Below are 25970 nucleotides of genomic sequence, written 5' to 3' on the forward strand. Positions count from 1 at the left end.
TTTGTCAGATAAAAAGGCTGCCTAGGCAGCCTTTATTATTGAAGGATTATAAGATCCATTAGTCTGAGGGTGGGGTCAGTTCCATTTGCATATGGATTAGGCGCTCTTCCATATCAAAGGTTACCGCAAACCCTAGACTCTTCGCTAAACTGGCCATATTGCGGTTTTCAAACATAGTGTACCCGGTCAGCACTGGCGTACCGGCATTGCGGAAATAATGGATCAGCTTTTCCAACAGCAACTTACCAATCCCAATACCTTGATGGGAACCGCGCACTGCCATTGCAAATTCTGCTTCAGTATTGTCGGGATCAATCGATGCACGCACGGCGCCTAGCGTTATATCATCGCCTGACTCATCTTTAATGGTGGCAATAAAGGCCATTTCTCGGGCGTAATCAATTTGGGTCAACACTGCCATCTCTTCATGGGTCATTTGTGACCGGACACCAAAATAGCGCTTGTATCTGTCTTCATCAGAGAGTGAGCTGTCAAAGGCGAGGTGTTTAGGCTCATCTTCCGGCAGAATAGGCCGCAACATCACTTTTAAGCCATTTCGCAAAATGGCGGTTTCTTCCAATTCCTTCGGGTAGGGCAGGATAGCTAATCTGGCAGCATTGTCTTTGACATCGTCAGTTAGCCGCAGGTTAATATCCAGCAAGGTAATATTGTCACCCGACGCCAGAACCGGATTAAGATCCAGACTGTCTATTTGCGGACAATCTATCACCAGATTGGAAATTTGCGTCAGCATGCGACACAACGCCTGCATATCCAGGCCATTTGGCAGGTGGCGATCGTGGATCTTGCCGGTTTTTAATGCCTGGATCACCATGTAGCGCGACAGTGCCATGTTTAAGGGCGGCAGTGCTACCGCGGCATCTCGAGTGGGTTCCCATTCTGAGCCGCCTTCACCGAGCATAATGGCGGGGCCGAAGACGGGGTCATTAAGCACTGCTACGCGCAGCTCTTGGGCACCAGCGGTCAACGCCATTTTTTGCACTATCATGCCTTCAATCCGCGCAGCCGGGTTGGCTAAACGCACACGGCTAGTGATAGCCGCCGCTGCATGACGGACTTCATTGGCATCCGCTAAGTTCAGCATCACGCCATGAACATCTGATTTGTGCAGAATATCCGGTGACTGAATTTTCAGCGCCACCGGATAACCGGCATGTTCAGCAATGGCTACTGCTTCATCGGCATCATTTGCAAACCAGGTGTCTATGGTTTTTAGACCATAAGCACTGAATACTGCTCTGGCATCGTGGGTTTCCAGTACTTTACGGCCACTCTGTAGCGCCTGCTCCAGCAGTCGTCGTGCGGTGGCGGTATCGGAATTATTGACGATTGACTGCGGCACTTCCTGCAGTAATTTCTGGTTGCGACGAAACTCTACCATATGCATAAAAGCGCGAACTGCACCTTCTGGGGTGCGATAGGTTGGGAGCCCAGCGCGTGAGAAACGGCGGCGCGCTTCATAGGCGGAATCTTCACCGCTCCAGTTGGTGAGCACATTAACCCGATGTTTACGGGGATGTTTACTGACACAGTTGATGATTGCGTCAGCAATGGCATTGCCATTGCCTAGCGCCGATGGTGAATGCAATACCAGCACGGCATCCAGTTCGTCGCTACCCATCAATATATCCAGCGCTCTGGCATAACGGTCGCTGTCAGCATCACCGATAATATCAACGGGATTTTGCTGTGACCAAGTGGCTGGCAAGACTGCGGCGAGTTTTGCTTTAATCTCTTCAGATAGCTGCGCTAACTTTCCGCCCTTAACGATCAATTCATCGACCGCAAGCACTGCCGGACCGCCACCATTACTGAGAATACACAATCGCTCACCATACAGTGGATTCAAGTGCGCTAGGCTCTCTACGGCAGCAAATAATTCCACCAAGTCCGTTACGCGCAACATCCCCGCACGCCGAAATGCGGCTTCATACACAGCATCATTACCTGAACTGGCCCCGGTGTGATGCCTGGCGGCATTTCCCCCTTCAACGCTGCGTCCTGATTTAATCACCAATATCGGCTTATGGCGGGAGGCCGCTCGGGCCGCAGACAAAAAACGTAGCCGATCGTTAATCGAGTCGATATACAGCATAATGGCGGATGTCTTGGAATCGCGGCCGAGATAATCGAGCAGTTCATCAAAATCGATATCGCTCGCATCGCCTAACGAAATAAATGATGAAAAACCAATCCCTTTGTTATTCGCCCAATCAAGTACTGTGGTACAAACAGCGGCAGACTGTGAAACAAAAGCGATTTTCCCTGGTTGGGCATTGGTGTGTGCCAGACTGGCATTCAGTCCCAGATTAGGCAGGATCATGCCAAGGCTATTGGGGCCAAGGATCCGCATACCATAACGTTTACCGCTGTCTTTAATCTTCTGGGCCAGTGTTTGCCCATCGTCGGCAATACTTTGGGTCATACCCGAGGCAATAATCACTGCCGTTTTACAACCAAATTGTGCCAACGTTTCGGCAATTTGTGGTACGCGCTCCGCCCGAGTGCAGATGATGGCCAAATCGGGTTTGACTGGAAGTGATTCGATATTGGGATAGGCCAGCACGCCCATAACCGAGGTGGCATGGGGATTAACCGGCATGATCGGGCCATCGAAACCGCTGCCGAGCAGGTTTTTCATCATAATACAGCCAGCGCGGGTAGGAGAGTTAGACGCGCCGATGACGGCGATAGATTTTGGGGTAAACAGATTGCGGATACTGCGCTGGCTCATGGTGTCAACTCCGTGATCTAGGGGAGGTCCCACGCTTATGATTTCATAGCAATGATGTTACAACAATACACCAAAGGTCACATTGTTTGGATAACTGCATTCGCCGTAACAAAAGCCTAGCAGGGTTGCCGTGTGCTCAACGTAGTCCTGAAAAATCGCTGATGTTAGCGGTAGTGAATTCTTCTAAACAACAGCTTTTATCATCTTGAGCCTTAGCATAGATTAATCAGGCTGAAACTGGGGCAAGAGTAGGCCAACTTGAGGCATACGCATTTTCCCCCCAAGTGACAGTAATTAATTCAGGCATGAAGTCGAATAAGACGTTTATGGAAAATCCTGTGATTTGGAAGAGACTGACACCACCTTGATAATCTGTGTCGGGAAGCGATGTTCATAGTGGTGTCAGTCGTCGGTCTTACCTAGAGGTTATTTTGTTTTGAACTCCTTGTTTTGCAGTATGGATAAATTACTTCAACGCATTGGTCATTGGAAACTTATACCAGTGGCGGCTGTTCGCCGTGAAACCGCAGCGGCCGATTACCGGTAAGTTTGCGTAATACCACATAAAACACTGGCGTCAGGAATAGACCGAAGAAGGTGACACCAATCATGCCACTGAATACTGCAATTCCCATTGCCTGACGCATTTCTGCGCCAGCACCTTGAGATAATACCAGCGGCAGTACCCCCATGATAAAAGCAATAGAGGTCATCAGAATTGGGCGCAATCGTAGACGACAGGCTTCAATTGCCGCCTGCAACGGAGACTGACCGGTAAATTCCAACTCTCTGGCAAACTCAACAATCAGAATGGCATTTTTCGCTGAAAGCCCCACCAATACCATCAAACCTATTTGGGTGAAGATGTTGTTATCACCGCCACTCAGCCAAACGCCGGTCATCGCCGCAAGGACGCTCATCGGTACAATCAGTACAATCGCCAGCGGTAGTGTCAGGCTCTCGTATTGTGCGGCCAATACCAAAAACACCAGCAGAATGGTTAGAGGAAACAACCAGATCGCGGAGTTACCTGCGAGGATCTGCTGGTAAGTCAACTCAGTCCACTCGTAACTGATGCCGTGTGGCAATGTTTCCTCGGCAATCCGCTCAATCGCTTGTTGGGCTTGTCCAGAGGAAAAACCTGCCGCCGGGCCACCATTGATATCGGCGGTCAGGAAGCCGTTATAACGCATCACTCGTTCCGGTCCGTAACTGGCATCTACCTGCAACAGTGCCGATAACGGGATCATTTCACCATTTTTGGAACGCACTTTCAGTTTACCAATGTCTTCTGCTCGAGCACGGTAGGGCGCATCGGCTTGTACCCTTACCGTATAAGTACGACCAAAGGTATTGAAATCATTAACATAGGCACTGCCGAGATATACCGACAAGGTATCAAAAACATCTGTGAGTGACACCCCTAGTTGCAGTGCTTTGGTGCGATCCACATCGGCAAATAGCTGCGGTACATTCAGTTTCCAGTTGCTGTATACCCCAGCCAATTCTGGCGTCTGGGCTGCCTTGGCGATAAAGGCATTAACTGCTTTGTCCATCTGGTCAAAACCGAGTGATGCGCGATCTTCCAGTTGTAGCTTGAAGCCGCCGGTAGTGCCTAGTCCCATTACCGGTGGCGGCGGAAACATGGCAATGAATGCATCTTGGATACCACTGAAAGTTTGGTTCAGTTGCAGAGCAACCGCATTGCCACTCTGATCAGCCCGTTGCCGCTCGGCAAAAGGTTTCAGTACTACAAACACGATGCCAGAGTTGGGACTGTTGGTGAAACCGCTGATCGACAGACCTGGAAATGCTATCGTATCTTCAACGTTTGGGTTGTTAGCTGCCAATTCCCCCATGCGCCGAATAACGGCTTCGGTACGATCCAATGTCGCGCCATCGGGTAACTGTGCGAAGCCCACCAGATACTGTTTGTCCTGTGCCGGGACATAACCGGTCGGCACTTTGTCGAGCAGTAGTCCGGTAAGTCCTGCTAATACCAGAAACAACGTCATCATGGCGCCTTTGTGAGATAACACCCGTCCAACACCAACCTGATAGTTATTACTGCCACGATGGAAAATACGATTGAATAGAGCAAAAAAACGCCCAAACAGTTTATCCATCAGTCGGCTGAGCCAATCTTTGGGGGCATCATGGCTACGCAACAACAGTGCTGCTAATGCCGGCGACAGCGTTAGCGAGTTAAAGGCCGATATCACGGTTGAAATCGCAATGGTCACGGCAAACTGCCGATAAAATTGTCCGGTCAGACCGCTAAAAAACGCTAGCGGCACAAACACGGCAACCAACACTAAGGCAATGGCAATAATCGGACCAGAAACTTCTCGCATCGCTTTATAGGTTGCATCGCGGGCGGACAACCCTGCATCAATATTGCGTTCAACGTTTTCCACTACCACAATCGCATCATCCACCACGATGCCGATTGCCAGCACCAGCCCAAACAGGCTCAAAGCGTTGATGGAAAAACCGAGCAGATTCAGTACGGCAAAGGTTCCAACAATGGAAATCGGTACCGCGAGCAAAGGAATAATTGAGGCGCGCCAGGTTTGTAAGAACAGCACCACCACCAGCACCACCAACAATATTGCTTCCAACAATGTATGAATGACGGATTCGATTGATGCCCGCACAAACTGTGTTGGATCGTAAGCAATACGGTAACTGACACCTTCTGGCATGTTGAGCGCTGCCTCTTTCATGGTCGCGCGTACCTGTTCTGAAATTTCCAGTGCGTTGGCGCCAGGTGTCTGGTTGATGCCTATTCCCACAGCAGCTTTGTTATTCAGTAAAGAGCGCAGTGAGTAGTCGGCGGCACCGAGTTCAATGCGTGCGACATCCTTCAGGCGCGTGATGGCGCCGTCATCCCCGGCTCTGACGATGATGTTGCCAAACTCTTCTGGCGTAGACAGCCGACCTTTGGCATTCACGGATAATTGCAACGCAATACCTGGCTGTCCCGGAGAAGCGCCTATCGTCCCTGCCGCAGCCTGAATATTCTGTTGGCGGATAGCGGTAACAACGTCGCCTGCCGCTAACCCGAGTTGCGCCATTTTTTGTGGATCTAACCAGACCCGCATCGCGTATTCGCCACCACCAAAAATACTTACCTGGCCTACGCCCTTGATTCGCGCCAGACGATCACGCAAATTCAACAAAGCATAGTTGCGCAAATAATCCATCCCATAACGATCATTGGGTGAAAGCAGGTGTACAACCATGGTCAGATCTGGAGAGCTTTTGATGGTCGAGACGCCCAGACGCTGTACATCTTCCGGCAGCCGCGCTTCCGCTTGCGCTACACGGTTTTGAACCAGCTGTTGTGCTTTGTCTGGGTCAGTACCCAAGGCGAAAACTACGTTCAGCGTTAAAGCCCCGTCGGTCGTTGCCTGGCTGTTCATGTATAACATGCCTTCAACACCGTTGATGGATTCCTCCAGCGGCGCTGCCACCGTCTCAGCAATCACTTTAGGGTTGGCTCCCGGATATGAGGCTTTAACCACCACAGTTGGGGGAACCACTTCTGGGTATTCAGAAATCGGTAGCATGGGTAGCGATACAATGCCTGCCAGAAAGATCAACATCGACAGTACGCCAGCGAAAATCGGGCGGTCGATGAAAAAACGCGAAATGTTCATCGGTTATACACCCTTATTGTCACGACTAGTGGTTACTGTCATCCCTGGTCGGATCCGTTGCAAGCCATTGACAATCACTTGATCACCACTATTGAGCCCAGCCGTGATCACCCGTTTGCCATTGACAACAGCCCCTAGGGTGACTGCGCGATATTCTGCTTGTTGCTGGCTATTGATCACCATGACAAACTTGTTTTCCTGATCGGTGCCAATAGCGCTTTCATTCAGCAACACGCCTTGACTCAGCTGTGCTTGCCCCAGGTTTAACCTGACGAACTGACCGGGAATTAACTGTTCGTCTTCGTTTGCAAAAATCGCCCGCATATTGAGAGTGCCACTGCTGCTGTCGATGCGGTTATTGATAAGCTGCAGTTGACCGCGGAGGTTATTACCACTGCTGGTACTGACTTCTACTGGGATTGCTGCGAGTTGCTTTGCCAATGGTTGTTGGCGGTCAATATTGGCCAATAGCGCCGCAGCGGTGGCGTCGTCTACATCAAAGTTCACATAGACGGGGGAGACAGACACTATGGAGGTGAGGGCAGTGGTATTACTGCCCGCCGCCACCAGATTACCCTCAGTGATGGCCAGTTTACCGATTCGTCCGGCCACGGGGGCATGGATCTCGGTGTATGATAAATTTAACTTAGCAACCTGCAATTCAGCTCTAGCGGCGTGTAGATTAGCCAACGCGGCATCGGCATTATTTTTCAATTGCTCCAGTGCCGTTTCAGCAATGAGTTGTTGTTTCCATAAGCGTTTTGACCTTTGATACTCAAGATGCGCCTGCGCACTTTGGGCTGCAGCCGCGGCTACGTTAGCTGCTGCGCGATCAACTTCGGCAATATAAGGGGCTTGATCCAGCGTCAGCAATAACTGACCCTGCTGCACATAACTGCCTTCTTCAAAATGAACCTTTTGCAACATGCCCGATACTCGTGCATGTACCTCTACATTGTGGATAGCGGCAACATTACCTGAATACTGATGCCATTCCATGAAGCTCTGAGGCTCAATGTTTACAGCCGTTACCGTTACGGCGGGCATCGACATGGTTTCAGCACTGTTGGCTGCAGCTTGTTGTGACATCAGCGAGATTACCGTTGGTGCCCCGACGGCGAAGGCTATCGCAGTCATGGCCGTCAGATACCGACGTCTGGTTATTAAAGCGATGGGATTCATAGTTTTTCTCTCTCAAACAGACAATAGTTACCCTGCTGTCGGCGCTTATTGCCGCCAGCGTTAATTCAGTAGGTGATGACTAGGCCCCTCGGACCTCTGGAAAATTACAGTTTGTGAACGCCTATGCTTTCACCATATTTTTGATAATCGGCACTGATCACCTGGACGATGAGATCAGCAACGCTCTTACGTGATACGGTGGCATCTGGGTGAATAAAGGCTTCCCCTTTTTGAGTCGTGCCATAGCTGATTTCATCCCGGTTATTGAGGCATGCCGGGCGGATGATGGTGTAGTCCAGTCCGGACTGCTCAATGATCTGCGTGGCATCGCGGTAGGGTTGCAAAATGCTACCAAACGGTGCGCCCGGAATTTCGTCGTAAACCCCCATAGAGGTGACAAAGACCAAGCGGCGGATACCGGTATCGCGCATGGTTTGCACCACCGCTTGACTATGTGCTGCCATATTGCCGCATAAGTTGGCATATACCAGATCCTGGCCGGACATTGCACCATATAAGGATTCTTGGTCTTCGACCTCTCCAGCGAATAAACATATCCGAGGATGTCCAGACAGATGATGCAACTGTTGTTCATCGCGCAGAAACAGCGTCAGTTTCACATCCAATTGCTCTAACAATCTATAGATAACCTGCTGTGCTATCAGACCGGCAGCGCCCAAGATCAGGATATTACGCATCATAAACTCTCGCCGACGACCAGCTCGTGGAGTTGGTTGTAGTAGTGGGATATGGCGCTAGTTTACATATTGTGAGTTATTTGATTAGATGGGATAATCGGGATTTAGTTATAAGTATGTCTAATTAATTATGGCTCAGGAAAACTTTAACGACCTTCATGCCTTTATCTGGGTGGCCCGCGAAGGCAGTTTTACCAAAGCTGCAGCACGACTAGGTGTTTCCCAATCGGCGCTTAGCCAAACCTTACGAAATTTAGAAAAACGCTTGGGGATCCGTTTGCTCTCTCGCACTACCCGCAGTGTATCAACTACTTATGCCGGAGAACGGCTATACAGCAAATTGGCACCTTTATTTGAAGATGTCAGTCAGGAATTGGAAAATCTAAGTGAACTGCGGGATAAACCAACGGGGTTTATTCGGATCTCGGCCACAGAGCACGCCGTAGACTACATATTGTGGCCCAAAGTACAGGCATTCATGCTGCAGTATCCAGATATTACGATAGAGCTGAACGCTGATAACCGCCTGATCGATCTGGTTGGTGAGCGTTTTGATGCTGGCGTGCGACTGGGCGAGATGTTGGCAAAAGATATGATTGCTTTGCCCATCGGCCCTGAAATGGAAGGCGCTATTGTTGCATCACCTGAATATCTCGCAAAACATGGTACGCCCAAGCATCCAAAGGAGTTGATGCAATATCATCGTTGTATTAACTGGCGATTGCCTACCAGCGGTGGCCTTATGGTATGGGAATTTGAAAAGGACGGTGAAGTTTGCAATATCCGACCCAATGGGACATTAATCCTCAACACGACAATTTCGGCATTGCAAGCCGCAAAAAGCGGTATGGGCATATGTTATACCTTAAGCGATTTGATAAGCGAGCAGCTTGCTGATGGGTCATTGGTACAGATTTTAAAAGACTGGTGTCAGCCATTCCCTGGATACTATTTGTACTACCCAAGCCGGCATCAGCGTTCGCAGGCTTTTTCGTTATTTATCGAAGCCATGCGGTATAACCCGAAGACAAAGACCTAATCCGCTTTCCTTATTGATACGTTGGTCCACCAGATGGAATCTTTTTGATATCTTGGCTCTTAAGTGATTATGCGCAACACAGGATAGTGCCTGAGACAGCATTTTTATTTCTGGGGAGTTATCAATAAGCAGGGTGGAGAATCAGGCCGCACGTTACAAACAGCAATATCGATGTTTTAGAAACAGGAAGAGAAAACTGTGTTGGTACACCCGAGTGGACTCGAACCACCGACCCCTACCATGTCAAGGTAGTGCTCTAACCAGCTGAGCTACGGGTGTATAACTGGACTTTATCAATTTGGTACACCCGAGTGGACTCGAACCACCGACCCCTACCATGTCAAGGTAGTGCTCTAACCAGCTGAGCTACGGGTGTACGTTATATTGTCAGATGCATGAACATCAGGACGGACGCTATATTAAAGTCCAGTTACAGATCCTGGCAAGTGAAAAAACGTTTTTTGTTATCGGATGGTGATTTGCTGTGCAACTTTCACTATTTAGCAAAAATAATCTAATAAAACGTCATAATTCAATGAGATTACCTTGACGGATCCGACGTTGAACCACCCGCAAGCGCCATGCGTAAAGCAGTGCAGCACTGGTTAAACCGGCAATGAGTCCACACCAAAAGCCGTAAGCGCCAAGTTTTGGAGTTAGCCATTCGGTATACGCCAGTATGTAGCCAAGCGGCATGCCAATGCCCCAATACGCCAGCAAGGTAATATAAAATGCACTACGAGTATCTTTGTAACCTCTTAGTGCACCTGCAGAAATTACCTGAACTGAGTCAGATAATTGATATAACGCTGCCATAAACATTAGTCCTGATGCCAAAGATACCACTTGCGGATTGGTGTTATATAACAGTGCGATATCTTTTCTCAGCAGCACGGTCAGCAAAGCAGTAACAGATGCCAGAGAAAAACCGAGCATCAAGCCGATTTTACTAACAGATGCCGACTGTGCTGGTTCGTTACGGCCGAGGTAGTAGCCAACCCGAATCGATACCGCGATACCAATCGACAGCGGCACCATAAACACGATGGAGGAAAAATTCAGTGCTATTTGATGGCTGGCAACCACATTTGCCCCTAGCGGTGCGAGCAATAGCGCGATAATTGAAAATAGGCTCACTTCAAAAAATAGCGCCATTGCCACTGGCATGCCGAGCTTGCTCATCTGGACAATAGTGTGCCATTGTGGCCGCTGAAAAACATCGGGTAAACGGATAGCCTTAAATTTGGGATGCCACTGCATATAAATAAACATTGTCAGACACATTGCCCAGAACACTAAAGAGGTTGCCACACCACATCCAGCGCCCCCCATTGCCGGCATACCAAACTGTCCATAAATAAAAATGTAATTGGCAGGAATGTTAACCGCCAGACCGACAAAGCCAATAATCATCGCTGGCATAGTATAGGAGATGCCTTCACTGCAACTACGCAATACCTGATAAATTAAAAATGCGGGCGCACCCCATAAAATGCCGTGAATGTACTTTTCTGTTACCTGATAGAGCGCTGGCTCTAACGCCATGTGATCCAAAATGAAACTGGCAGAATCGAGAAACAGCATCACACCGATAGCACCAATTATGGCAATATAGACGCCTTGGTACGCTAATGGTCGAATTTTATCAATGTGACCAGCCCCAAATTGGTGTGAGATCATCGGAGTAAATGTCAGCAACAGCCCATTGACGAACAGTATTGCCGGTAGCCATAAACTGGTGCCTATTGCCACCGCGGCCATATCGGTAGCGCTGACACGACCAGCCATCATGGTATCGATAAATCCCATCATGGTTTGGGTAACTTGTGCCACCAATACTGGCAATGCCAATTGAATAATACGTTTGGCGTGAAAAGCTGACTGAGTCATCACTGTCCTTTGAACCAGAGAGAAAAGCATGTTTACAGGTATTGTTCAGGCCCGCTGCAAGGTGCTGGCCGTTGAGAAAAAACCAGGGTTACACACCCTGCAGATTGCGTTAACACCGGCATTACTGGAAGGATTACAGACCGGGGCCAGTGTAGCCAATAATGGCGTTTGCCTGACCGTGACGCAGGTGGGGCATGATAGGGCGTTTTTTGATGTAATGGAAGAGACATTAAAGCTAACAAATCTTGGGACCTTGCAAGCAGGCGATGAAGTTAATATCGAACGGTCACTGCAATTTGGTAAAGAGATTGGAGGTCATATCCTATCTGGTCACATCCATACTCAAGCAAAACTTATCGAAGTTGACCACACTAACAGCCATTATGACATGCTGCTTGAACTTCCGGCAGAATGGATGAAATACGTGCTATATAAAGGATTTATCGGCATTAATGGCTGCAGTTTGACCGTTGGCGATATTCAGCAAAATCGCTTTAGCTTGCATCTGATCCCAGAAACGTTGCGTCTGACTAATCTCGGGGATTATCAGCCCGGAATGTACTTTAATATCGAAGTAGACAGCCAGACCCAAACTATCGTGGATACGGTAGAACGGGTACTTGCCCCAAAAGCGCTTGGGTAAAACAAGCTAATAAAATTGCTCATCATCAGCATCGACATGCAGTTCGATGCGTTGGTGCTGATGATCGATGTGCATCCGGATGTGGATAGGGTTGCAACATATCCGGCAATCACTGTAAAACTCCTGATCACCTGCACTTGAGTCAAGTTCAAGTGTTTGTTGGTGACCGCAGTGGGGGCAGCAGATGGTTTGTTGTTTCATCGCCAGTCTCTCTGTTTGCGGTGGATAGTTCAGTTAAATTATAGTTGATGCATATAACTGTGCTTTAAATAGTAATTTTCATATCAATAGAATTAATCAAAATTATTTTATAAATGAAAAATATAAGAAATATGATAAAAATCAAAATAATGATTAATCGATTATATTGACTTTTATCTCATCAAAGCCGTGGCATCGATGCACAAAAGCAGTGCTAATTAATTACAGTTAAATGGCCTGATTTAGTTGCACCAGCAAAGGCTTATCCTTTAAAATCATCAGTTCGTTTTGTGGACCACAAGGCTCTTGTATTGTCTTACTCCGCAAAATGCACACGTTCTCACTTTTATTTATACCGAATCAGCCAAGTGGCCCTGCGTGTGGGTCACCACTGGACTAAGGATTATTCATGCCTGTAATTACTCTGCCAGACGGAAGCAAACGCGAATTTGCTAATCCTGTCTCCACGCTAGATGTTGCTGCCGATATCGGCCCTGGCCTTGCTAAAGCTTGTGTCGCTGGATGCGTAAATGGCCAGTTAAAAGATGCTTGTGATCTGATTACCGAAGACGCTGAACTCTCTATCATCACCGCTAAAGATCAACAAGGGCTGGAGATTATTCGCCACTCTTGTGCGCACCTGTTAGGCCATGCCATTAAACAGCTGTGGCCAGAAACCAAAATGGCCATTGGTCCAGTGATCGACAACGGTTTTTACTATGACGTGGATTTGGAACATAAGCTGACCCAGGAAGATCTGGACAAGCTGGAAGCGCGGATGCTCGATTTGGCAAAAACTGATTATGACGTCATCAAGCGCGTCGTCAGTTGGCAAGAAGCGCGTGATGCGTTTGCGCAACGAGGTGAGCCATACAAAATGGCGATTCTGGATGAGAACATCAGCAAGGACGATCATCCGGCGTTGTATCATCATCAGGAATACACTGATATGTGCCGTGGTCCCCATGTGCCTAACATGCGCCTCTGTCATAATTTTAAATTGATGAATGTTGCTGGAGCCTACTGGCGTGGTAATTCTGACAATAAAATGCTGCAACGTATTTATGGCACCGCTTGGGGGGATAAAAAGGCTCTCAAGGCGTACTTACAGCGTTTGGAAGAAGCCGCAAAACGCGACCATCGTAAGATTGGCAAGCAGCTTGATTTGTATCATATGCAGGAAGAAGCTCCCGGCATGGTGTTCTGGCACCATGATGGCTGGAGTATTTTCCGTGAACTGGAGCGCTTTGTTCGCACCAAACTGGATGAATATGACTATCAGGAAGTGAAAGGACCATTCATGATGGATCGAGTCCTGTGGGAACGCTCTGGTCACTGGGACAAGTACTCTGAAGCCATGTTCACCACCTCCAGTGAAAACCGTGAATATGCGATTAAGCCCATGAACTGTCCGGGGCATGTACAGATTTTTAATCAAGGGCTTAAGTCATATCGTGATCTGCCATTGCGCATGGCTGAATTCGGTAGCTGCCACCGTAATGAACCGTCAGGCTCCCTGCATGGTTTGATGCGGGTCCGCGGTTTTACTCAAGATGATGCTCATATTTTCTGTGCTGAAGAACAGGTACAACAGGAAGTAAGCAGTTGTATCAAGATGGTGTATGACATCTATTCGACATTTGGCTTCCAGAATATTGTGGTGAAACTGTCCACTCGTCCCGAAAAACGGATTGGAGACGATGCGATGTGGGACCGCGCAGAAGCTGCGTTAAAACAGGCGCTGACCAACAACCATATCGAATATGAAATCCTGCCGGGCGAGGGCGCTTTCTACGGTCCTAAGATCGAGTTTACCTTACATGACTGTCTAGATCGTGCATGGCAGTGCGGCACCGTACAGTTGGACTACGCATTACCGGGTCGTCTTGGCGCAACTTATGTGGCTGAAGATAATAGCCGCCAGGTGCCGGTAATGATCCATCGCGCCATTTTAGGGTCGCTTGAGCGTTTCATTGGTATTTTGATCGAAGAATATGCCGGTAAATTCCCGGTATGGCTGGCACCTGCACAGGTTGTGGTGATGAATATCACTGATAAGCAGTCTGATTACGTTGAAGAAGTCGTTGGTTTCTTTAAGTCTCATGGCATTAGAGCTTGTAAAGACTTGAGGAATGAGAAGATTGGCTTTAAAATACGCGAGCACACATTGCGAAGGGTTCCCTATTTGCTGGTTGTAGGCGATCAGGAAATGGAAAATCGGGAAGTCGCAGTACGCACCCGAGACGGGGTCGACTTAGGCAAAATGAGCATAGAGGCTTTTGCAGCCCAAGTAACTAAACAGATTTCGCTCCGTAGTCTTGAATTGTTGGAGGAATAGGTCATAAAGATCAAAAAAACAGCAGGCCGTCAGGCGGCCCCGAACAGAATCAATGATGAAATTACCGGCGTATCAGAAGTACGATTGGTAGGGATTGAAGGAGAGGCTCTTGGAGTTGTTGGTATTAGACAAGCCCAAGAACAAGCTGATGAGGCCGGATTAGATCTGGTTGAGATTAGCCCAAATGCCGAGCCGCCTGTATGCCGTATCATGGACTACGGTAAGTTTTTGTTCGACAAGGCGAAGGCCCAAAAAGAACAGAAGAAGAAGCAGAAACAGGTCCAGGTGAAGGAAATCAAATTCCGCCCTGGTACTGATGAAAACGACTATCAGGTAAAACTACGCAACCTGGTTCGTTTTCTAGAAGACGGAGACAAAGCGAAAGTTACGTTGCGTTTCCGCGGGCGTGAACTGGCACACCAAGGGCTGGGTATGGAACTATTGAACCGTATCAAAGCCGATCTTGATGAAGTTGCAGTGGTGGAGGCTTTCCCGAAAATGGAAGGTCGTCAGGCTGTGATGGTGCTGGCGCCGAAGAAAAAATAGTAGGGCATACAAAGTAGTGAGGAAGTTTTTCCAAACTCGCCTTACGTTTTATTAATTATCCCAATGCGGAGTTTTTAGTAATGCCAAAAATGAAAACTGACCGCGGTGTGGCTAAGCGTTTCAAGAAAACCGCTAATGGTTTCAAACGCAAACAAGCCCATCTGCGTCACATTCTGACCAAGAAGAGCACCAAGCGTAAGCGTCACCTGCGCGCTAAGTGTTTAGTTGCAAAAGTCGACGTGCCAATGATCGCACGCCAGCTGCCATACGCTTAGTAGGAGGATTGAAAGATGCCAAGAGTTAAGCGTGGTGTAACTGCACGTGCTCGTCACAAGAAAGTTCTGAAACTTGCCAAAGGTTACTACGGTGCCCGTTCACGTACTTATCGTGTAGCGGTTCAAGCGGTAACTAAAGCTGGTCAGTATGCCTACCGTGACCGTCGCCAGAAAAAACGTCAATTCCGTCAACTGTGGATTGCACGTATCAATGCGGCTTCTCGTCAGAATGGTCTGTCTTACAGCCGTTTCATCAACGGTCTGAAGAAAGCGTCTATCGAAATCGATCGTAAGATTTTGGCAGACATCGCCGTATTCGATAAAGTTGTATTCGCAACTTTAGTAGAAAAAGCGAAAGAAGCACTGGCAAACTAATTAACTAATAATTAGTTGTTGTTGCATTAAAAAGGGACCAATGGTCCCTTTTTTACTGCTTGTAGAAATTTGCATTAGCAAATTTAGTACCGATAACCGTTAAGGCGTGTAAATTCCTACCACATCAATGCGGTGCTGCTTCGATGCTTTATCGAGGTCAATGCGCCCACGATTTTCAACGTCCATGAAGTCAAATGCGGGTAAATCTGCCTCAGCAACCTCACCAGAGAGTTCGGCATTGGGATCTTGCCGCAGCGATACAAAATCAAAAGCGTTACGATCCACGCCTTGCGATGGTGCAGTGTTTTGCATGGCTGTGAAAATCGTTTCAATGCGACCAGGAAACTGTTTATCCCATGCTTTGAGCATGTTCTTAATTTCGGCTCGCTTAAGATTTTCCTGAGAACCACAAAGATTACAGGGGATAATAGGAAAGCGCTTAAGTTTAGCGTATTCAGCGATATCTTTTTCACGAGAATAGGCGAGGGGACGGATCACCACATTTGCACCATCATCAGATAATAGCTTGGGGGGCATGGCTTTCATTTTGCCGCCATAAAACATATTGAGAAACAGCGTCTCAATGATGTCATCCCGATGATGCCCCAGTGCGATTTTGGTCGCACCAATCCGCTGTGCAAAACCATAGAGTGTCCCTCGACGCAAGCGCGAGCATAAAGCACAGGTGGTTTTCCCCTCAGGGATCTTGTCCTTCACAATGGAATAGGTGTCTTTCTCGAGAATATGATAGGGGATGTTTAGGTTATCTAAATAGGCCGGTAGTATGTCTTCTGGAAATCCTGGCTGTTTTTGGTCAAGATTCACGGCAACAACTTCAAAATTTACCGGAGCCCGCTGCTGCAGATTAAGCAGAATGTCCAACATAGCATAACTATCTTTACCTCCGGACAAACAACACATTACCCGATCATCTTCTTCAATCATATTGTAATCGGCAATGGCACTACCTACTTCACGGCGCAAGCGTTTCTGTAATTTGTTGAGACGAGTTATCTGTTTTTTATCGAGTTCAGTTGTTTCAGCCATAAAAAAACGCGCCCAGTTACTGCTTAAGTCAGGGCGCGTATTATTCCAGCTAATGTTTTTAGCGTAAAGGGTTAATCTTCCAACGGCGACTTGTAGCCATCAGGTTTAATCGCCAGTAAATCACAATTAATAGAGTCAATGACATGCTCGGCAGTGTTGCCTATCAGGGCAGCAGAAAAGCCTGTTCGACCAACAGTCCCTAGAATTACCAGTTCAGCATCAATTTTTTCCGCTACTTCCGGGATCACATCCTCAGGCAAACCTTCTTTTACATGGCAGTTCTTGCAATCGATTCCATAATTGTTGGCAAGGTAGTTTACACGCTGCTCATGCTGCATACGGATGGTTTCGTTGTAGGTATGGGCATCAAAATCAGGCAGCTCTATTGCCAGATTTACCGGGGTTCCCGGATAGCCATTCACCAGATGAACCTCAGCATTGAATTTAGAGGCAAGCACCTGTGCATGTTCAATAATCCTGCCATTCAACGATAAATGATCTTCATCTTCAGACGCGACATTGACCGCACATAGAATTTTTCCATCCAACGGCCAAGCCTTTTCTTTTACCAATAACACGGGCAGGGGAGCCTTACGTAACAAATGCCAGTCTGTTGGGGTAAAGATAACCGCCTTTAACTTGTCGTGTTCATGAGTACCTTTAACCAGCAGATCAAATTTCCCCTCTATCGCAAATTTGATGATGCTTTCAAACGGACGGTTATGCCACACGACTTCGGACTTAACATCTATTCCCCTTTCCTGGTAGGGTTTAATCATATCTGCCAGCCAGGCCTTACGCTGATTGATAACACCGAGTCGCATGGCTTCACGTTCCTGGTTCGACAGGATAGAGGTCATTTCGTATGAGAGATCAAAGATAGATAAGAACGCTGTGACAGAAGCATTAGTGCGACTAGCAAGCTCAGCGGCTCTTGCTAAGGCAGATTGCACGTCAGAGGTGGGATCAACAACAACCAACAATTTTTTATAGTCCATCATGGCGGTTTTCCTTTTTCCAGATGACACAACTATATCATGTGCTATCACTGGTAATTTGTCTTGCTGAAGATCAAAAAAATGATATTGGCTACAGGGTTAGTGGGCTATACCCCCAAGTTCGTATAGCGCTGACGAATCAACAATTGTGATGTATTTACCATTAACTTCAATCAATCCTGATTTTTGGAAACGGCCTAATAGTCGACTGATAGTTTCTACAGTAAGACCTAAGTAGTTACCAATGTCACCACGAGTCATGCTTAAGCGAAATTCACGCGGAGAAAATCCACGGTTTCCGTAACGAATCGCCAAATTACCAATGAAAGCAGCTAACCGTTCTTCAGCATTCTTTTTGCTGAGCAGTAGGATCATGCTTTGATCTGTCATGATTTCACTACTCATCATCCGCATGATCTGTTGTCGTAGTTTAGGCATGGTGCCAGACAGTTCATCTAGGGTGTTAAAGGGAATTTCGCATACCATGGATGTTTCTAACGCTTGCGCAAAACTTTGATGCTGCTGCGCGTGAATGCCGTCAAAACCAATAACATCGCCTGCAAGATGAAATCCGGTGATCTGCTCATCACCTTGTTCAGTAATGGTATAGCTCTTAATGGTTCCAGAACGAATGGCATACAGAGACTTCAGTGAATCCCCGGACTTAAACAATTGCTCGCCTTTTTGAATCGGTTTCTTGCGCTCGATAATATTATCGAGCTGATCCAATTCATTGTTGTTGAGCGTAAACGGGATGCAAAGTGTCCCCATACTGCAGTCATGACAATGAATTGCACAGCCCCCGGTTGCAGGACGGCGGAGTTTATTACTATCAATAGCCATATTCGTTCTCGTATAAAACTGCCGCTGCCATGTTAACCAAAAACCAGCAGCACTACCAGTCAGCGAATAAAATCCTTTACGAAAATACGACGTGATGCAAGTTGTGACTAAGCTTAACGGTTACGTGAGAGAGTGAGGAGAGAATAAGACCAACTTATAAAGCCATATTTCGGATAACGATATGATTAATAATGATTTTTGTCTATTAAGTCATGTTTTTTTGAAAGGGAGTTAGAACCATCATCAGGCTCTATCAACTCTGTAGTTTTAGATTTTACACCAGCCTTAAGCCAAAAAAGCAGCCCCAAACCAATAAGCACCAGCAGCATTACCAAGGGCAAAATTATGTACATGATGTTTATGGTCAATTCCTGTATCCTCAACGAGAATGCTACATATCAACCGTATTTTACCTAGACAAAAATATCTTGACTAGAAGTCTTGAGCCATATTTGCTGCCATCGATGACATTCAGCCAATCGGTATATCCAGACTTTTATCGCAGGTGTCGGCTGCGATACGTTCAAATCTAAAGACCAGATGACCTCATAACTGCACAGTGAATACGGTGAAGTTGAAATCATCCCGTTGACGTCTGAACTGTATGCCCAGATGTTGGCCAGTGGTGAGTTCGAGGGTTACGAACCCTAGAGACGTTGTCGCCGGTGCTGACTGCGATGCCAGCGAAGGCTGAGCGCAGCGGAGCGGCCAGCACTGGCAACGGCCAATCACACAGCCATCCAGCCAAGCGCGCAAACAGCCTCACTTATAAATGCGCACAATGTACCGGGAGCGTTATGTTTAGACTCCCGCCCGGTAAAATGCTTTTTGGTGACCGGGCGGCTCATTTGGTCGTCACATAACGCGCATTGTGCGCTTTGCTATCATTCTTGGCGCCCTGCAGCTGCTAATTGATTTCAAAATCTCATCTTTTTCTTATCTTTTGCTATCATTTCTCTTGCAATCATCCCCCATTTTGCTATCATATATACATACCAGGTTGATTAATTTGATAGCAAAAAGGTGGTTTTTATGATTACATTCTACAAGACAGTTTCAAATGATTTTATTGCTATTCATAACTCTAAGTTTGGCTTTACTCGTGTAATTACGTCTTGCGCGGGTTCTGATTCTTACACTGAGCATTGTGATGGCAAGTCGTCTGTTTCTTACTATCCAGTGCCTGATTTTCGTGTTGATTGGGATTTTTTTAAAGAATGGGTATCTTGTCTTGTTGATGACATGGAGGCTTAATTTGGCTATTACGTTACGATTTACTGATGAGCAGGAGGCTGCTCTTGCTCGCGTTCTTGAGTTGACTGGTGAGTCTACCAAGTCAAAAGCGATCATTTATTTAATTGAGCATGCCGAGTCTTTGCTTTCTGCTGAACGTGATTTATTGCAGATTCGTGAGCTATCAGAAGAACGCGCCCGGATTAACGCTTTGCTATCAAAACTCGGCGCCGGTGATTGATTTTTGATAGCGGTATGTCATTTTTTAACATACTTCTTGATGATTGGGGTTATTAGGGGTCATTGACCCCTAATGCTATGCCTTGGATGGGCTTCAGCCCGTCCCCCGTCCTGCCAGACCTGCTTTTTTCCTTACTTGCAGCCCTTTTTTAGTCTTTAGGTCGTAGACAAGCGGCTGTTACAGCAATTAGGTGGTCGGAGAGGGAGAGGGAGGCAAGCGAAGCCGCCCCCTCGACCATTGCACCGCGAAGCGGTTCGGGTTCTAGTAACACCCGAACTTTACCGCAATAACCTGCGGTTATTCTATTTCAATTTCACCTCTTTTATTTACTTTTAGTCTTTTCAGAGCTTTTTCTATAACTAAATGTAATAACTCTGATTCTTGTATAGGGCTTATTTCTTCGTTAATTAGTATTTTGTTGATTTCCCTACACTTTACTTCTGTTGTTCGTTGTTCTTCTTTTGTAAGTCTTAATGTTGTCGGCATGTCTTTTTTTTCCATGTCAAATTCTTTTCTCACTATACATGCATACATGTTGACATGTGGCCTGCGTGCTTGTATACATGCTCACATATTAACAAGATGTCACATGTATACATGGATGCACTATGTTTTTTGATTGGTTGACTGTTGAGCAGGATTTCGGATTTCAGTTGCCTTTTTTAGCTGATGTTGCTTATCAGAGAATCTTTGTTGATACAGGGGAGGGTAGCCAGTTGAATCAAGCGCCTTATGTTCATAAAGGCTCTTTTTGTGACACTCTGATTATCAAGATTCGTGGCTCTCTTTTGCGGATTTCTGGTAATCCCTCTCGTTGGAATCGTTTGGACAATCTTTTTGGTTTGCCTTCTGTTGATGCTTGTATGTCTGTTTATAACGGTGTTTGTCGTCAATTGGGGCTTCCTGAGTTTACTCGGGGTACTTTTTTAAAACCTTCACAGATTGGCAATACTTTTATTTCAGATGGTGCTGTTATTAAGGAATTGCATATTACAGAAAATATTTCTGTTGGTGCTGGTAATGTTGACGCTTATTTGTCTGGTTTATCTACTCAACGTTATCGTAATTCTGTTCCTCGTTTACATACAGATGGTAAAACTGTTGATTGGTTGTCGGTTCGCGGTAACGCTAATTTAATTTATCCTTCTGTTTATGATAAAGCTTATGAAATGTGGCTTCATCAATTGCCAAAACTTAAAAATACTTTTTCTAATGACTCTCCTGAAGTCGAATATTTAAATCGTTTAATTGATTATTGTAATTCTGTTGGTATTGTCCGTTTTGAACAAAAATTAAAATCTCGTTATTTACAAAAAAATAATTTGTGTTATTGGGGTATGTCTGATTTCTCTAAGTTAAATACTTTACATTCTGAATTTTTACATCTTGACCGTAAGTTACAGGTGACTGCTATGGACTTTGAAACTATTTCTGAGCTTCTTTTATCTGCTGGCGTTGTTGATACTACTCGTGCGGCTAATACTACAGCTATGTATGCTCTCCAATGGATGCACGGTCAATCTTTTAATCTTTCGCGTCGTTCTATACAGACTCACCGTGCTCGGCTTCGTAAGGTCGGTATTGATATTGCTCAACCCTGCAATATTTCCCGGTTTTCTCCTGTTTTTGTTACTGCTGCTCGGGAAGTTACTCCAGCGGCTGTTTCTGTTCCTTCGTGGTATCAGATGCCACGTTATCTAGCTGCTGTTTAAAGGGGTTATTATGATGATTGATTTACTTGTTATAGAAATTTTTAAGGGCAAAGATTCTCCTGAAACTCGTGTTGTAAAGGGTACTAATGGTAAACCAGATAGAACCTATTACGACCAGAAAGCCTATTTTTCGCCAGATGGTTTTCAGCGAATTGAATTAACTGTTTCGCATCAAAATTTAACTGATTGTTTATTGCCCGGAAAATATTATTTAGCGGCTTCCTCTTTTCAGGTTGTCGCCGCTTATGGCCGCGGTCAGATTGAACTGGATAAATTTAAAATGAAATGGTTGCCAGTTCCTCCTGATTTGAAACTGGACTAATTTAAATGGCTAATTCTCCACGTTATCAATCAACCGGGCATGGCCGTTTTTGTAAATGTGTCTGTTGTGGTGAAAAAATTGATTCTTTTGTCGATTCTTTCCGTTTATTTCACGTTTCCGGCGTCCCGGTTGGTTTTCAATGTGGTTGTTGTATTCAAATTGAATTAGACGAACAACTATGGGATGACACCTTGGTGTCTAATTCATTTGATGAGGTATGTCATGTCAATTTGTGTTAAGTCTGATGCGTCAGGTCATTTATATACATCGACTGCGGTGCCATGTGATGGCTATTTATTGGTATCTCATGAGGATGTTAAAGACCAATTAGATTCGACTGTTGTCATGACATTATTTGTTGCTTGCGCTTCGTTATATGCGCTCGTTTATGTTTTTAAAGTTGCTCGCCGTATGCTCGGCTTTTAATTAAGGAGTTTTTATGAATAAGTCTCGCGCTATTGCTTTGGTTGCTGCTTTGGGTGCCACTGTTGTTACCACTGCTTCACAGGCTGCTATTGATGTTACTGGTGCCACTGATGCAATTACCACAGACGGTACTGCTGCTGTTTCTGCAATTGGGCTGGCCATGCTTGGCCTTGCTGCTGTTGCGGTCGTTTATAAATGGGCTAAGGCCTCTATTTTCGGTTAATCCTGCTGCGGGGGTTCGCCCCCGCTTTGGTGACTTATGTTTATTACATTACAGGATTTAATATGGATTTTGGTGCTGTTAGTGCTAATCGATTGTGTAAGGCGGCTTTTCTTTTAGGGCTGCTTTCTCCTGTCTTTCCTTCTTTTGCTGAATACACCCCTCCAGCTACCCCCGGCGTAAAAGTTACTTTTCAGTTTAATGATGTTGAAGCCTCCAAGGCTTTTTATGCGTCTAAATGCGATTCTAATAATTATTCTTGGCATGGGATGGACAATGGTTGGTTTTGTGCCGTTGGCGACCCTACTAACATTGTTTGTATTGTTGATATGACTTATGACGCAACCGACGTTAACAACTGCCAGAACTCCGGTGGCAATGGGGATAATGGTGATGGTGGTGATAGTGGCGGTGGTGATAGTGGCGGTGGTGATGGTAGTAATACCTATCCTGATCCCTATTTTTCGCCTGAGGCTGAATTTTATGGCGCTAAATCACTTTATGAAGGTTTGAAACATATTCAAACCACTAATTCTATTTACCTCCCAGAAATTCGCAGTGAAATTATTAAGGGTTCTGGTTCTATTGTTTCCGCTATTACTGCATTAAAAAATGCTGTTACTAGTAATGGTATTTCTATTTTAGCTACTAATAATCGTCTTGACGATATGATGGCCGCTGACAGGGGTGCTCTTAGTCAGTTAGATTCTTCTATTTATTCTGCTCAGTCTAATATTGTTGATGCTATTAAGGCTGGCTCCGGTAATTCCGGTGGTGATGGTGGTAATACTGGTGGCACCGGGGATAGTGACACTGATTTATTATTAAATAATATTATGCCGATGCTTGGTAATATGACGGGTATCCTGTCTAGTATTGAGGCTTATTCTGGCATTTCAGCTAATGGCGCTAATACTTTTTTAGGTTTAGATGGTATGTTGGGCGCTTTAATTCCTGCTCAGTCTAAATCTCTTTCAGATATTAATACTAATTTGGCCGACATTAAGGATTTATTGGCTAATGGCTCCGGTGGAGGCGAGGGCGGCTCTGGTAATTCTGATACTGCAACAGAAAATGGCTGTGAAACTTTTACTTGTACTTCTAATTCTCCCGTTTGTTATATTGCTCGCAAAGCGTGGGAAGAAAGTTGTAAATCTAAACAAGCCACTGAATCTCAGACTGGCAATGTCGATAGTGTTATTTCTGCTCTAAAAGAATTTAATAATTCAGATGATTCAAAAATTAGTAATATTGAGGCTGGTACTGCTGATTTATCGAATATATTAAATCATTACAATGATTCTAATGGTTTTCATGTTTCTGGTGCATCAGATACTTGTCCGGCTCCAATTCCTATTAATACTCGCTTATTTTCTATTTCTCTGGATATGACGCCTTTTTGTGATTTGGCCGGGGTTATTTCTTGGTTTGTCGTTGCTTTTGCTTCTGTTGCTGCTGTTTTAATGTTTGCTAAATTTTCATAGGGGGATTTATGCAATTCTTTTATATGTTGTTGGTTTCAATTTTTCCTTTTTTAGCCGCCACTATATCGGCTATGGTGGCGCGTATTGCTGTATCGTTGGGTTTTGGCACGGTTACTTATTTCGGCGTTAATCTTATTTTTGATAAAGTTATTGAACGTTTAAATAGTTCACAAAATTTTATTTATCCTCAAGTTGCCACTTTTATTCATTTATTAGGTATTGATACTGCCATTAATATTATGTTGTCGGCGGGTGTCGGTTTATTGGTTTTAAAAGGTGTTAGTAAGACTGGTGAAATGCGTAAATCTGTTTGGCGTAAACCGGGTGATAAAACTCCGATTAGTTGGGATGCTTAATTATGTTGATTTTAACTACTGGTAAACCGGGTGCTTCTAAATCTTTAAATACTCTTGCAATGTTGGTTTCTGAAAATAATGGTTCACGTCCTATTTTTTATAATAACGTTAAATTGTTGATGTTAGATTATGATGTTGCCAGTAGCTTTTCCGGTTGGTTTTATGGCAATTATTTGCTGCGTTTAATGGAAAAGAAAAACCGTCCGGCACTGCTTAAACTTGAAAAAATAATGAAACGTGTGCATAAGGATGATGAATTTGTAACGTTGTCTGATGTCCCTTGGTTACAGGCTCAATTTGACGCAGCTAACCCGATGGATACTTGGTTATATTGGGTTCGTAAATTATATTCACAAAAGCAATTAGCGCCCTTTGAAGACTTTATTTCCAACATGAATTATTCGGATTTAACTTTTAAACATGTTGAGCGTTTTAACCTGCATTTTACTAATTTTGCTGACCCTTTAAAGTGGTTTGCTTTGCCGCATACCGCTATTATTTTTATTGATGAATGTCAGCATTTTTTTCCGCCTCGTGCTGTCGGTGCTAAAGTTCCTGACTATATTAGTCAGTTTGAGACGCATCGCCATCATGGTTATGATATTTATTTAGTAACTCAGGATAGGATGCTGCTAGATACCAATGTTAGACGTTTGGTCGGTCGTCATATTCATTATCACAATCCTTTTGGCGGTAATCGTGTTACTCGTTACGAACAATCTAAATCTTTTGATGTGGATAGTTATTTTGATTTAAAAAATTCTCAGAAGAAATTTATTAAGCGGCCTGTTAATTTTTATGGTGCATATTTCAGCGCTGAAATGCACACTCATAAATTTAAGATGCCTAAATTTGTTTATTTATTTATTGCCATTGTTATTGTTTTAATTTTATGTATCTATTTCCTTTATAATTTGTTTTTTTCTATGAAAGCAGATAACGCCAAGCCAGTTTCTCAGGCTTCAACTGCTGTTCATAAGCCTCATATTTCTTATGTTTCATCGTCTTTGCCTTCTCCAGTTGAAAAGCAGGCCATGACTGAATATGTCTCAAAGCTTGTCGATGGTGTTTATATTACCGGGTCTCAATATGTAAAGGATTCATCCGGGGCAGTGCATTATGACTTTGCGTTCTCCCGCAAATCTTCAGATGAAGCGTTTGACCCTGCGGCCGTGGGTATGTCTGTTATGGCCGTTAATCAGTGTTTGGCTCGTGTGAGTTATGGTGATTATTCGACTTTTGTCACTTGTGATCCTTTCTATAAGCCTCCAGTTGTCAAACAGCGCGATTCTTTTGCTGATAGTACAGATCAGGACGTTAGGTCTTGAATAAACGCTTCTTGATTTGGTTTAGCCGCTATAAATGCGCACAATGTACCGGGAGCGTTATGTTTAGACTCCCGCCCGGTAAAATGCTTTTTGGTGACCGGGCGGCTCATTTGGTCGTCACATAACGCGCATTGTGCGCTTTGCTATCATTCTTGG

General features: G+C 45.4%; 23 protein-coding genes and 2 tRNA genes. 13 read left to right on the plus strand and 12 right to left on the minus strand.

Annotated elements, in window-relative coordinates:
• Positions 1–58: 58 nt before the first annotated feature.
• From J3L11_RS05850 to J3L11_RS05865, 4 genes are all read right to left on the minus strand, one after another.
• Positions 59–2755, minus strand: a complete 2697-nt coding sequence (locus J3L11_RS05850) for a bifunctional acetate--CoA ligase family protein/GNAT family N-acetyltransferase (RefSeq protein WP_207570442.1) — start codon at positions 2753–2755, stop codon at positions 59–61.
• A 494-nt stretch (positions 2756–3249) separates the two neighbouring features.
• The gene (locus J3L11_RS05855) at positions 3250–6417 is read right to left on the minus strand and encodes a multidrug efflux RND transporter permease subunit (protein WP_207570443.1); all 3168 of its coding nucleotides are present in this window, start codon (positions 6415–6417) and stop codon (positions 3250–3252) included.
• Between the two features lie 3 nt (positions 6418–6420).
• Positions 6421–7599: an efflux RND transporter periplasmic adaptor subunit gene (locus J3L11_RS05860; protein ID WP_207570444.1), complete on the minus strand. Its 1179-nt coding sequence runs from the start codon at positions 7597–7599 to the stop codon at positions 6421–6423.
• A gap of 104 nt (positions 7600–7703) precedes the next feature.
• Positions 7704–8300, minus strand: a complete 597-nt coding sequence (locus J3L11_RS05865) for an NAD(P)H-binding protein (RefSeq protein ID WP_207570445.1) — start codon at positions 8298–8300, stop codon at positions 7704–7706.
• 127 nt (positions 8301–8427) lie between these two features.
• Between J3L11_RS05865 and J3L11_RS05870 the strand changes: the two genes are divergently transcribed.
• Positions 8428–9336, plus strand: coding sequence for a LysR family transcriptional regulator (locus J3L11_RS05870; RefSeq protein WP_189616332.1), 909 nt, complete (start codon positions 8428–8430; stop codon positions 9334–9336).
• A gap of 202 nt (positions 9337–9538) precedes the next feature.
• Here the strand turns inward: J3L11_RS05870 and J3L11_RS05875 are convergent.
• The 3 genes from J3L11_RS05875 to J3L11_RS05885 all read right to left on the minus strand — a co-directional run bounded on the left by J3L11_RS05875 (position 9539) and on the right by J3L11_RS05885 (position 11226).
• A tRNA-Val gene (locus J3L11_RS05875) sits at positions 9539–9615 on the minus strand.
• A gap of 20 nt (positions 9616–9635) precedes the next feature.
• Positions 9636–9712: transfer RNA gene (locus J3L11_RS05880), tRNA-Val, on the minus strand.
• Positions 9713–9861: 149 nt separating this feature from the next.
• Positions 9862–11226: an MATE family efflux transporter gene (locus tag J3L11_RS05885; RefSeq protein ID WP_207570446.1), complete on the minus strand. Its 1365-nt coding sequence runs from the start codon at positions 11224–11226 to the stop codon at positions 9862–9864.
• 28 nt (positions 11227–11254) lie between these two features.
• Between J3L11_RS05885 and J3L11_RS05890 the strand changes: the two genes are divergently transcribed.
• Complete coding sequence (locus J3L11_RS05890) at positions 11255–11869, plus strand: riboflavin synthase subunit alpha (RefSeq protein WP_207570447.1); 615 nt, start codon at positions 11255–11257, stop codon at positions 11867–11869.
• 6 nt (positions 11870–11875) lie between these two features.
• Here J3L11_RS05890 and J3L11_RS05895 read toward each other — a convergent pair whose 3' ends face one another.
• A complete protein-coding gene (locus J3L11_RS05895; protein ID WP_133039516.1) occupies positions 11876–12076 on the minus strand; it encodes a CPXCG motif-containing cysteine-rich protein in 201 nt (66 codons plus the stop codon).
• Positions 12077–12479: 403 nt separating this feature from the next.
• On the opposite strand from J3L11_RS05895, the gene thrS reads away from it, so the two are divergent.
• From thrS to rplT, 4 genes are all read left to right on the plus strand, one after another.
• The gene (gene thrS / locus J3L11_RS05900; RefSeq protein ID WP_207570448.1) at positions 12480–14408 is read left to right on the plus strand and encodes a threonine--tRNA ligase; all 1929 of its coding nucleotides are present in this window, start codon (positions 12480–12482) and stop codon (positions 14406–14408) included.
• A 3-nt stretch (positions 14409–14411) separates the two neighbouring features.
• Positions 14412–14954 (plus strand): translation initiation factor IF-3, encoded by a 543-nt coding sequence (gene infC, locus J3L11_RS05905; protein ID WP_189616589.1) that lies wholly within the window; start codon positions 14412–14414, stop codon positions 14952–14954.
• An 80-nt stretch (positions 14955–15034) separates the two neighbouring features.
• Positions 15035–15229 carry a 50S ribosomal protein L35 gene (gene rpmI, locus J3L11_RS05910; RefSeq protein WP_133039519.1) on the plus strand — a complete coding sequence of 65 codons (195 nt, stop codon included), beginning with the start codon at positions 15035–15037 and terminating at the stop codon, positions 15227–15229.
• Positions 15230–15244: 15 nt separating this feature from the next.
• Positions 15245–15604, plus strand: a complete 360-nt coding sequence (rplT, locus tag J3L11_RS05915) for a 50S ribosomal protein L20 (RefSeq protein WP_133039520.1) — start codon at positions 15245–15247, stop codon at positions 15602–15604.
• Positions 15605–15703: 99 nt separating this feature from the next.
• On the opposite strand, the gene ttcA is transcribed toward rplT, so the two are convergent.
• From ttcA to etrA, 3 genes are all read right to left on the minus strand, one after another.
• On the minus strand, positions 15704–16651 hold the full coding sequence (gene ttcA, locus J3L11_RS05920; protein WP_207570449.1) for a tRNA 2-thiocytidine(32) synthetase TtcA: 948 nt from the start codon (positions 16649–16651) through the stop codon (positions 15704–15706).
• A gap of 71 nt (positions 16652–16722) precedes the next feature.
• The gene (gene uspE, locus J3L11_RS05925) at positions 16723–17652 is read right to left on the minus strand and encodes a universal stress protein UspE (RefSeq protein ID WP_189616341.1); all 930 of its coding nucleotides are present in this window, start codon (positions 17650–17652) and stop codon (positions 16723–16725) included.
• A 96-nt stretch (positions 17653–17748) separates the two neighbouring features.
• Positions 17749–18492 (minus strand): electron transport transcriptional regulator EtrA, encoded by a 744-nt coding sequence (etrA, locus tag J3L11_RS05930; RefSeq protein ID WP_189616343.1) that lies wholly within the window; start codon positions 18490–18492, stop codon positions 17749–17751.
• A 1150-nt stretch (positions 18493–19642) separates the two neighbouring features.
• On the opposite strand from etrA, the gene J3L11_RS05935 reads away from it, so the two are divergent.
• The gene (locus J3L11_RS05935; RefSeq protein WP_207570450.1) at positions 19643–19966 is read left to right on the plus strand and encodes a hypothetical protein; all 324 of its coding nucleotides are present in this window, start codon (positions 19643–19645) and stop codon (positions 19964–19966) included.
• A 297-nt stretch (positions 19967–20263) separates the two neighbouring features.
• Here J3L11_RS05935 and J3L11_RS05940 read toward each other — a convergent pair whose 3' ends face one another.
• Positions 20264–20467 carry a hypothetical protein gene (locus J3L11_RS05940; RefSeq protein ID WP_207570451.1) on the minus strand — a complete coding sequence of 68 codons (204 nt, stop codon included), beginning with the start codon at positions 20465–20467 and terminating at the stop codon, positions 20264–20266.
• Positions 20468–20574: 107 nt separating this feature from the next.
• On the opposite strand from J3L11_RS05940, the gene J3L11_RS05945 reads away from it, so the two are divergent.
• From J3L11_RS05945 to J3L11_RS05970, 6 genes are all read left to right on the plus strand, one after another.
• Positions 20575–21678, plus strand: coding sequence for a phage/plasmid replication protein (locus J3L11_RS05945; RefSeq protein ID WP_207570452.1), 1104 nt, complete (start codon positions 20575–20577; stop codon positions 21676–21678).
• A 10-nt stretch (positions 21679–21688) separates the two neighbouring features.
• Positions 21689–22000, plus strand: coding sequence for a heavy metal transporter (locus J3L11_RS05950; RefSeq protein ID WP_207570453.1), 312 nt, complete (start codon positions 21689–21691; stop codon positions 21998–22000).
• A 439-nt stretch (positions 22001–22439) separates the two neighbouring features.
• Complete coding sequence (locus J3L11_RS05955) at positions 22440–22649, plus strand: major capsid protein (protein ID WP_207570454.1); 210 nt, start codon at positions 22440–22442, stop codon at positions 22647–22649.
• A 62-nt stretch (positions 22650–22711) separates the two neighbouring features.
• Positions 22712–24130 carry a virulence factor TspB C-terminal domain-related protein gene (locus J3L11_RS05960; RefSeq protein WP_207570455.1) on the plus strand — a complete coding sequence of 473 codons (1419 nt, stop codon included), beginning with the start codon at positions 22712–22714 and terminating at the stop codon, positions 24128–24130.
• A gap of 8 nt (positions 24131–24138) precedes the next feature.
• The gene (locus J3L11_RS05965) at positions 24139–24486 is read left to right on the plus strand and encodes a DUF2523 domain-containing protein (protein WP_207570456.1); all 348 of its coding nucleotides are present in this window, start codon (positions 24139–24141) and stop codon (positions 24484–24486) included.
• Between the two features lie 2 nt (positions 24487–24488).
• Positions 24489–25814 (plus strand): zonular occludens toxin domain-containing protein, encoded by a 1326-nt coding sequence (locus tag J3L11_RS05970; protein ID WP_207570457.1) that lies wholly within the window; start codon positions 24489–24491, stop codon positions 25812–25814.
• Positions 25815–25970 lie beyond the last annotated feature (156 nt).

This window comes from Shewanella sp. 4t3-1-2LB (genome assembly GCF_017368415.1).
GTDB lineage: Bacteria > Pseudomonadota > Gammaproteobacteria > Enterobacterales > Shewanellaceae > Shewanella > Shewanella fodinae.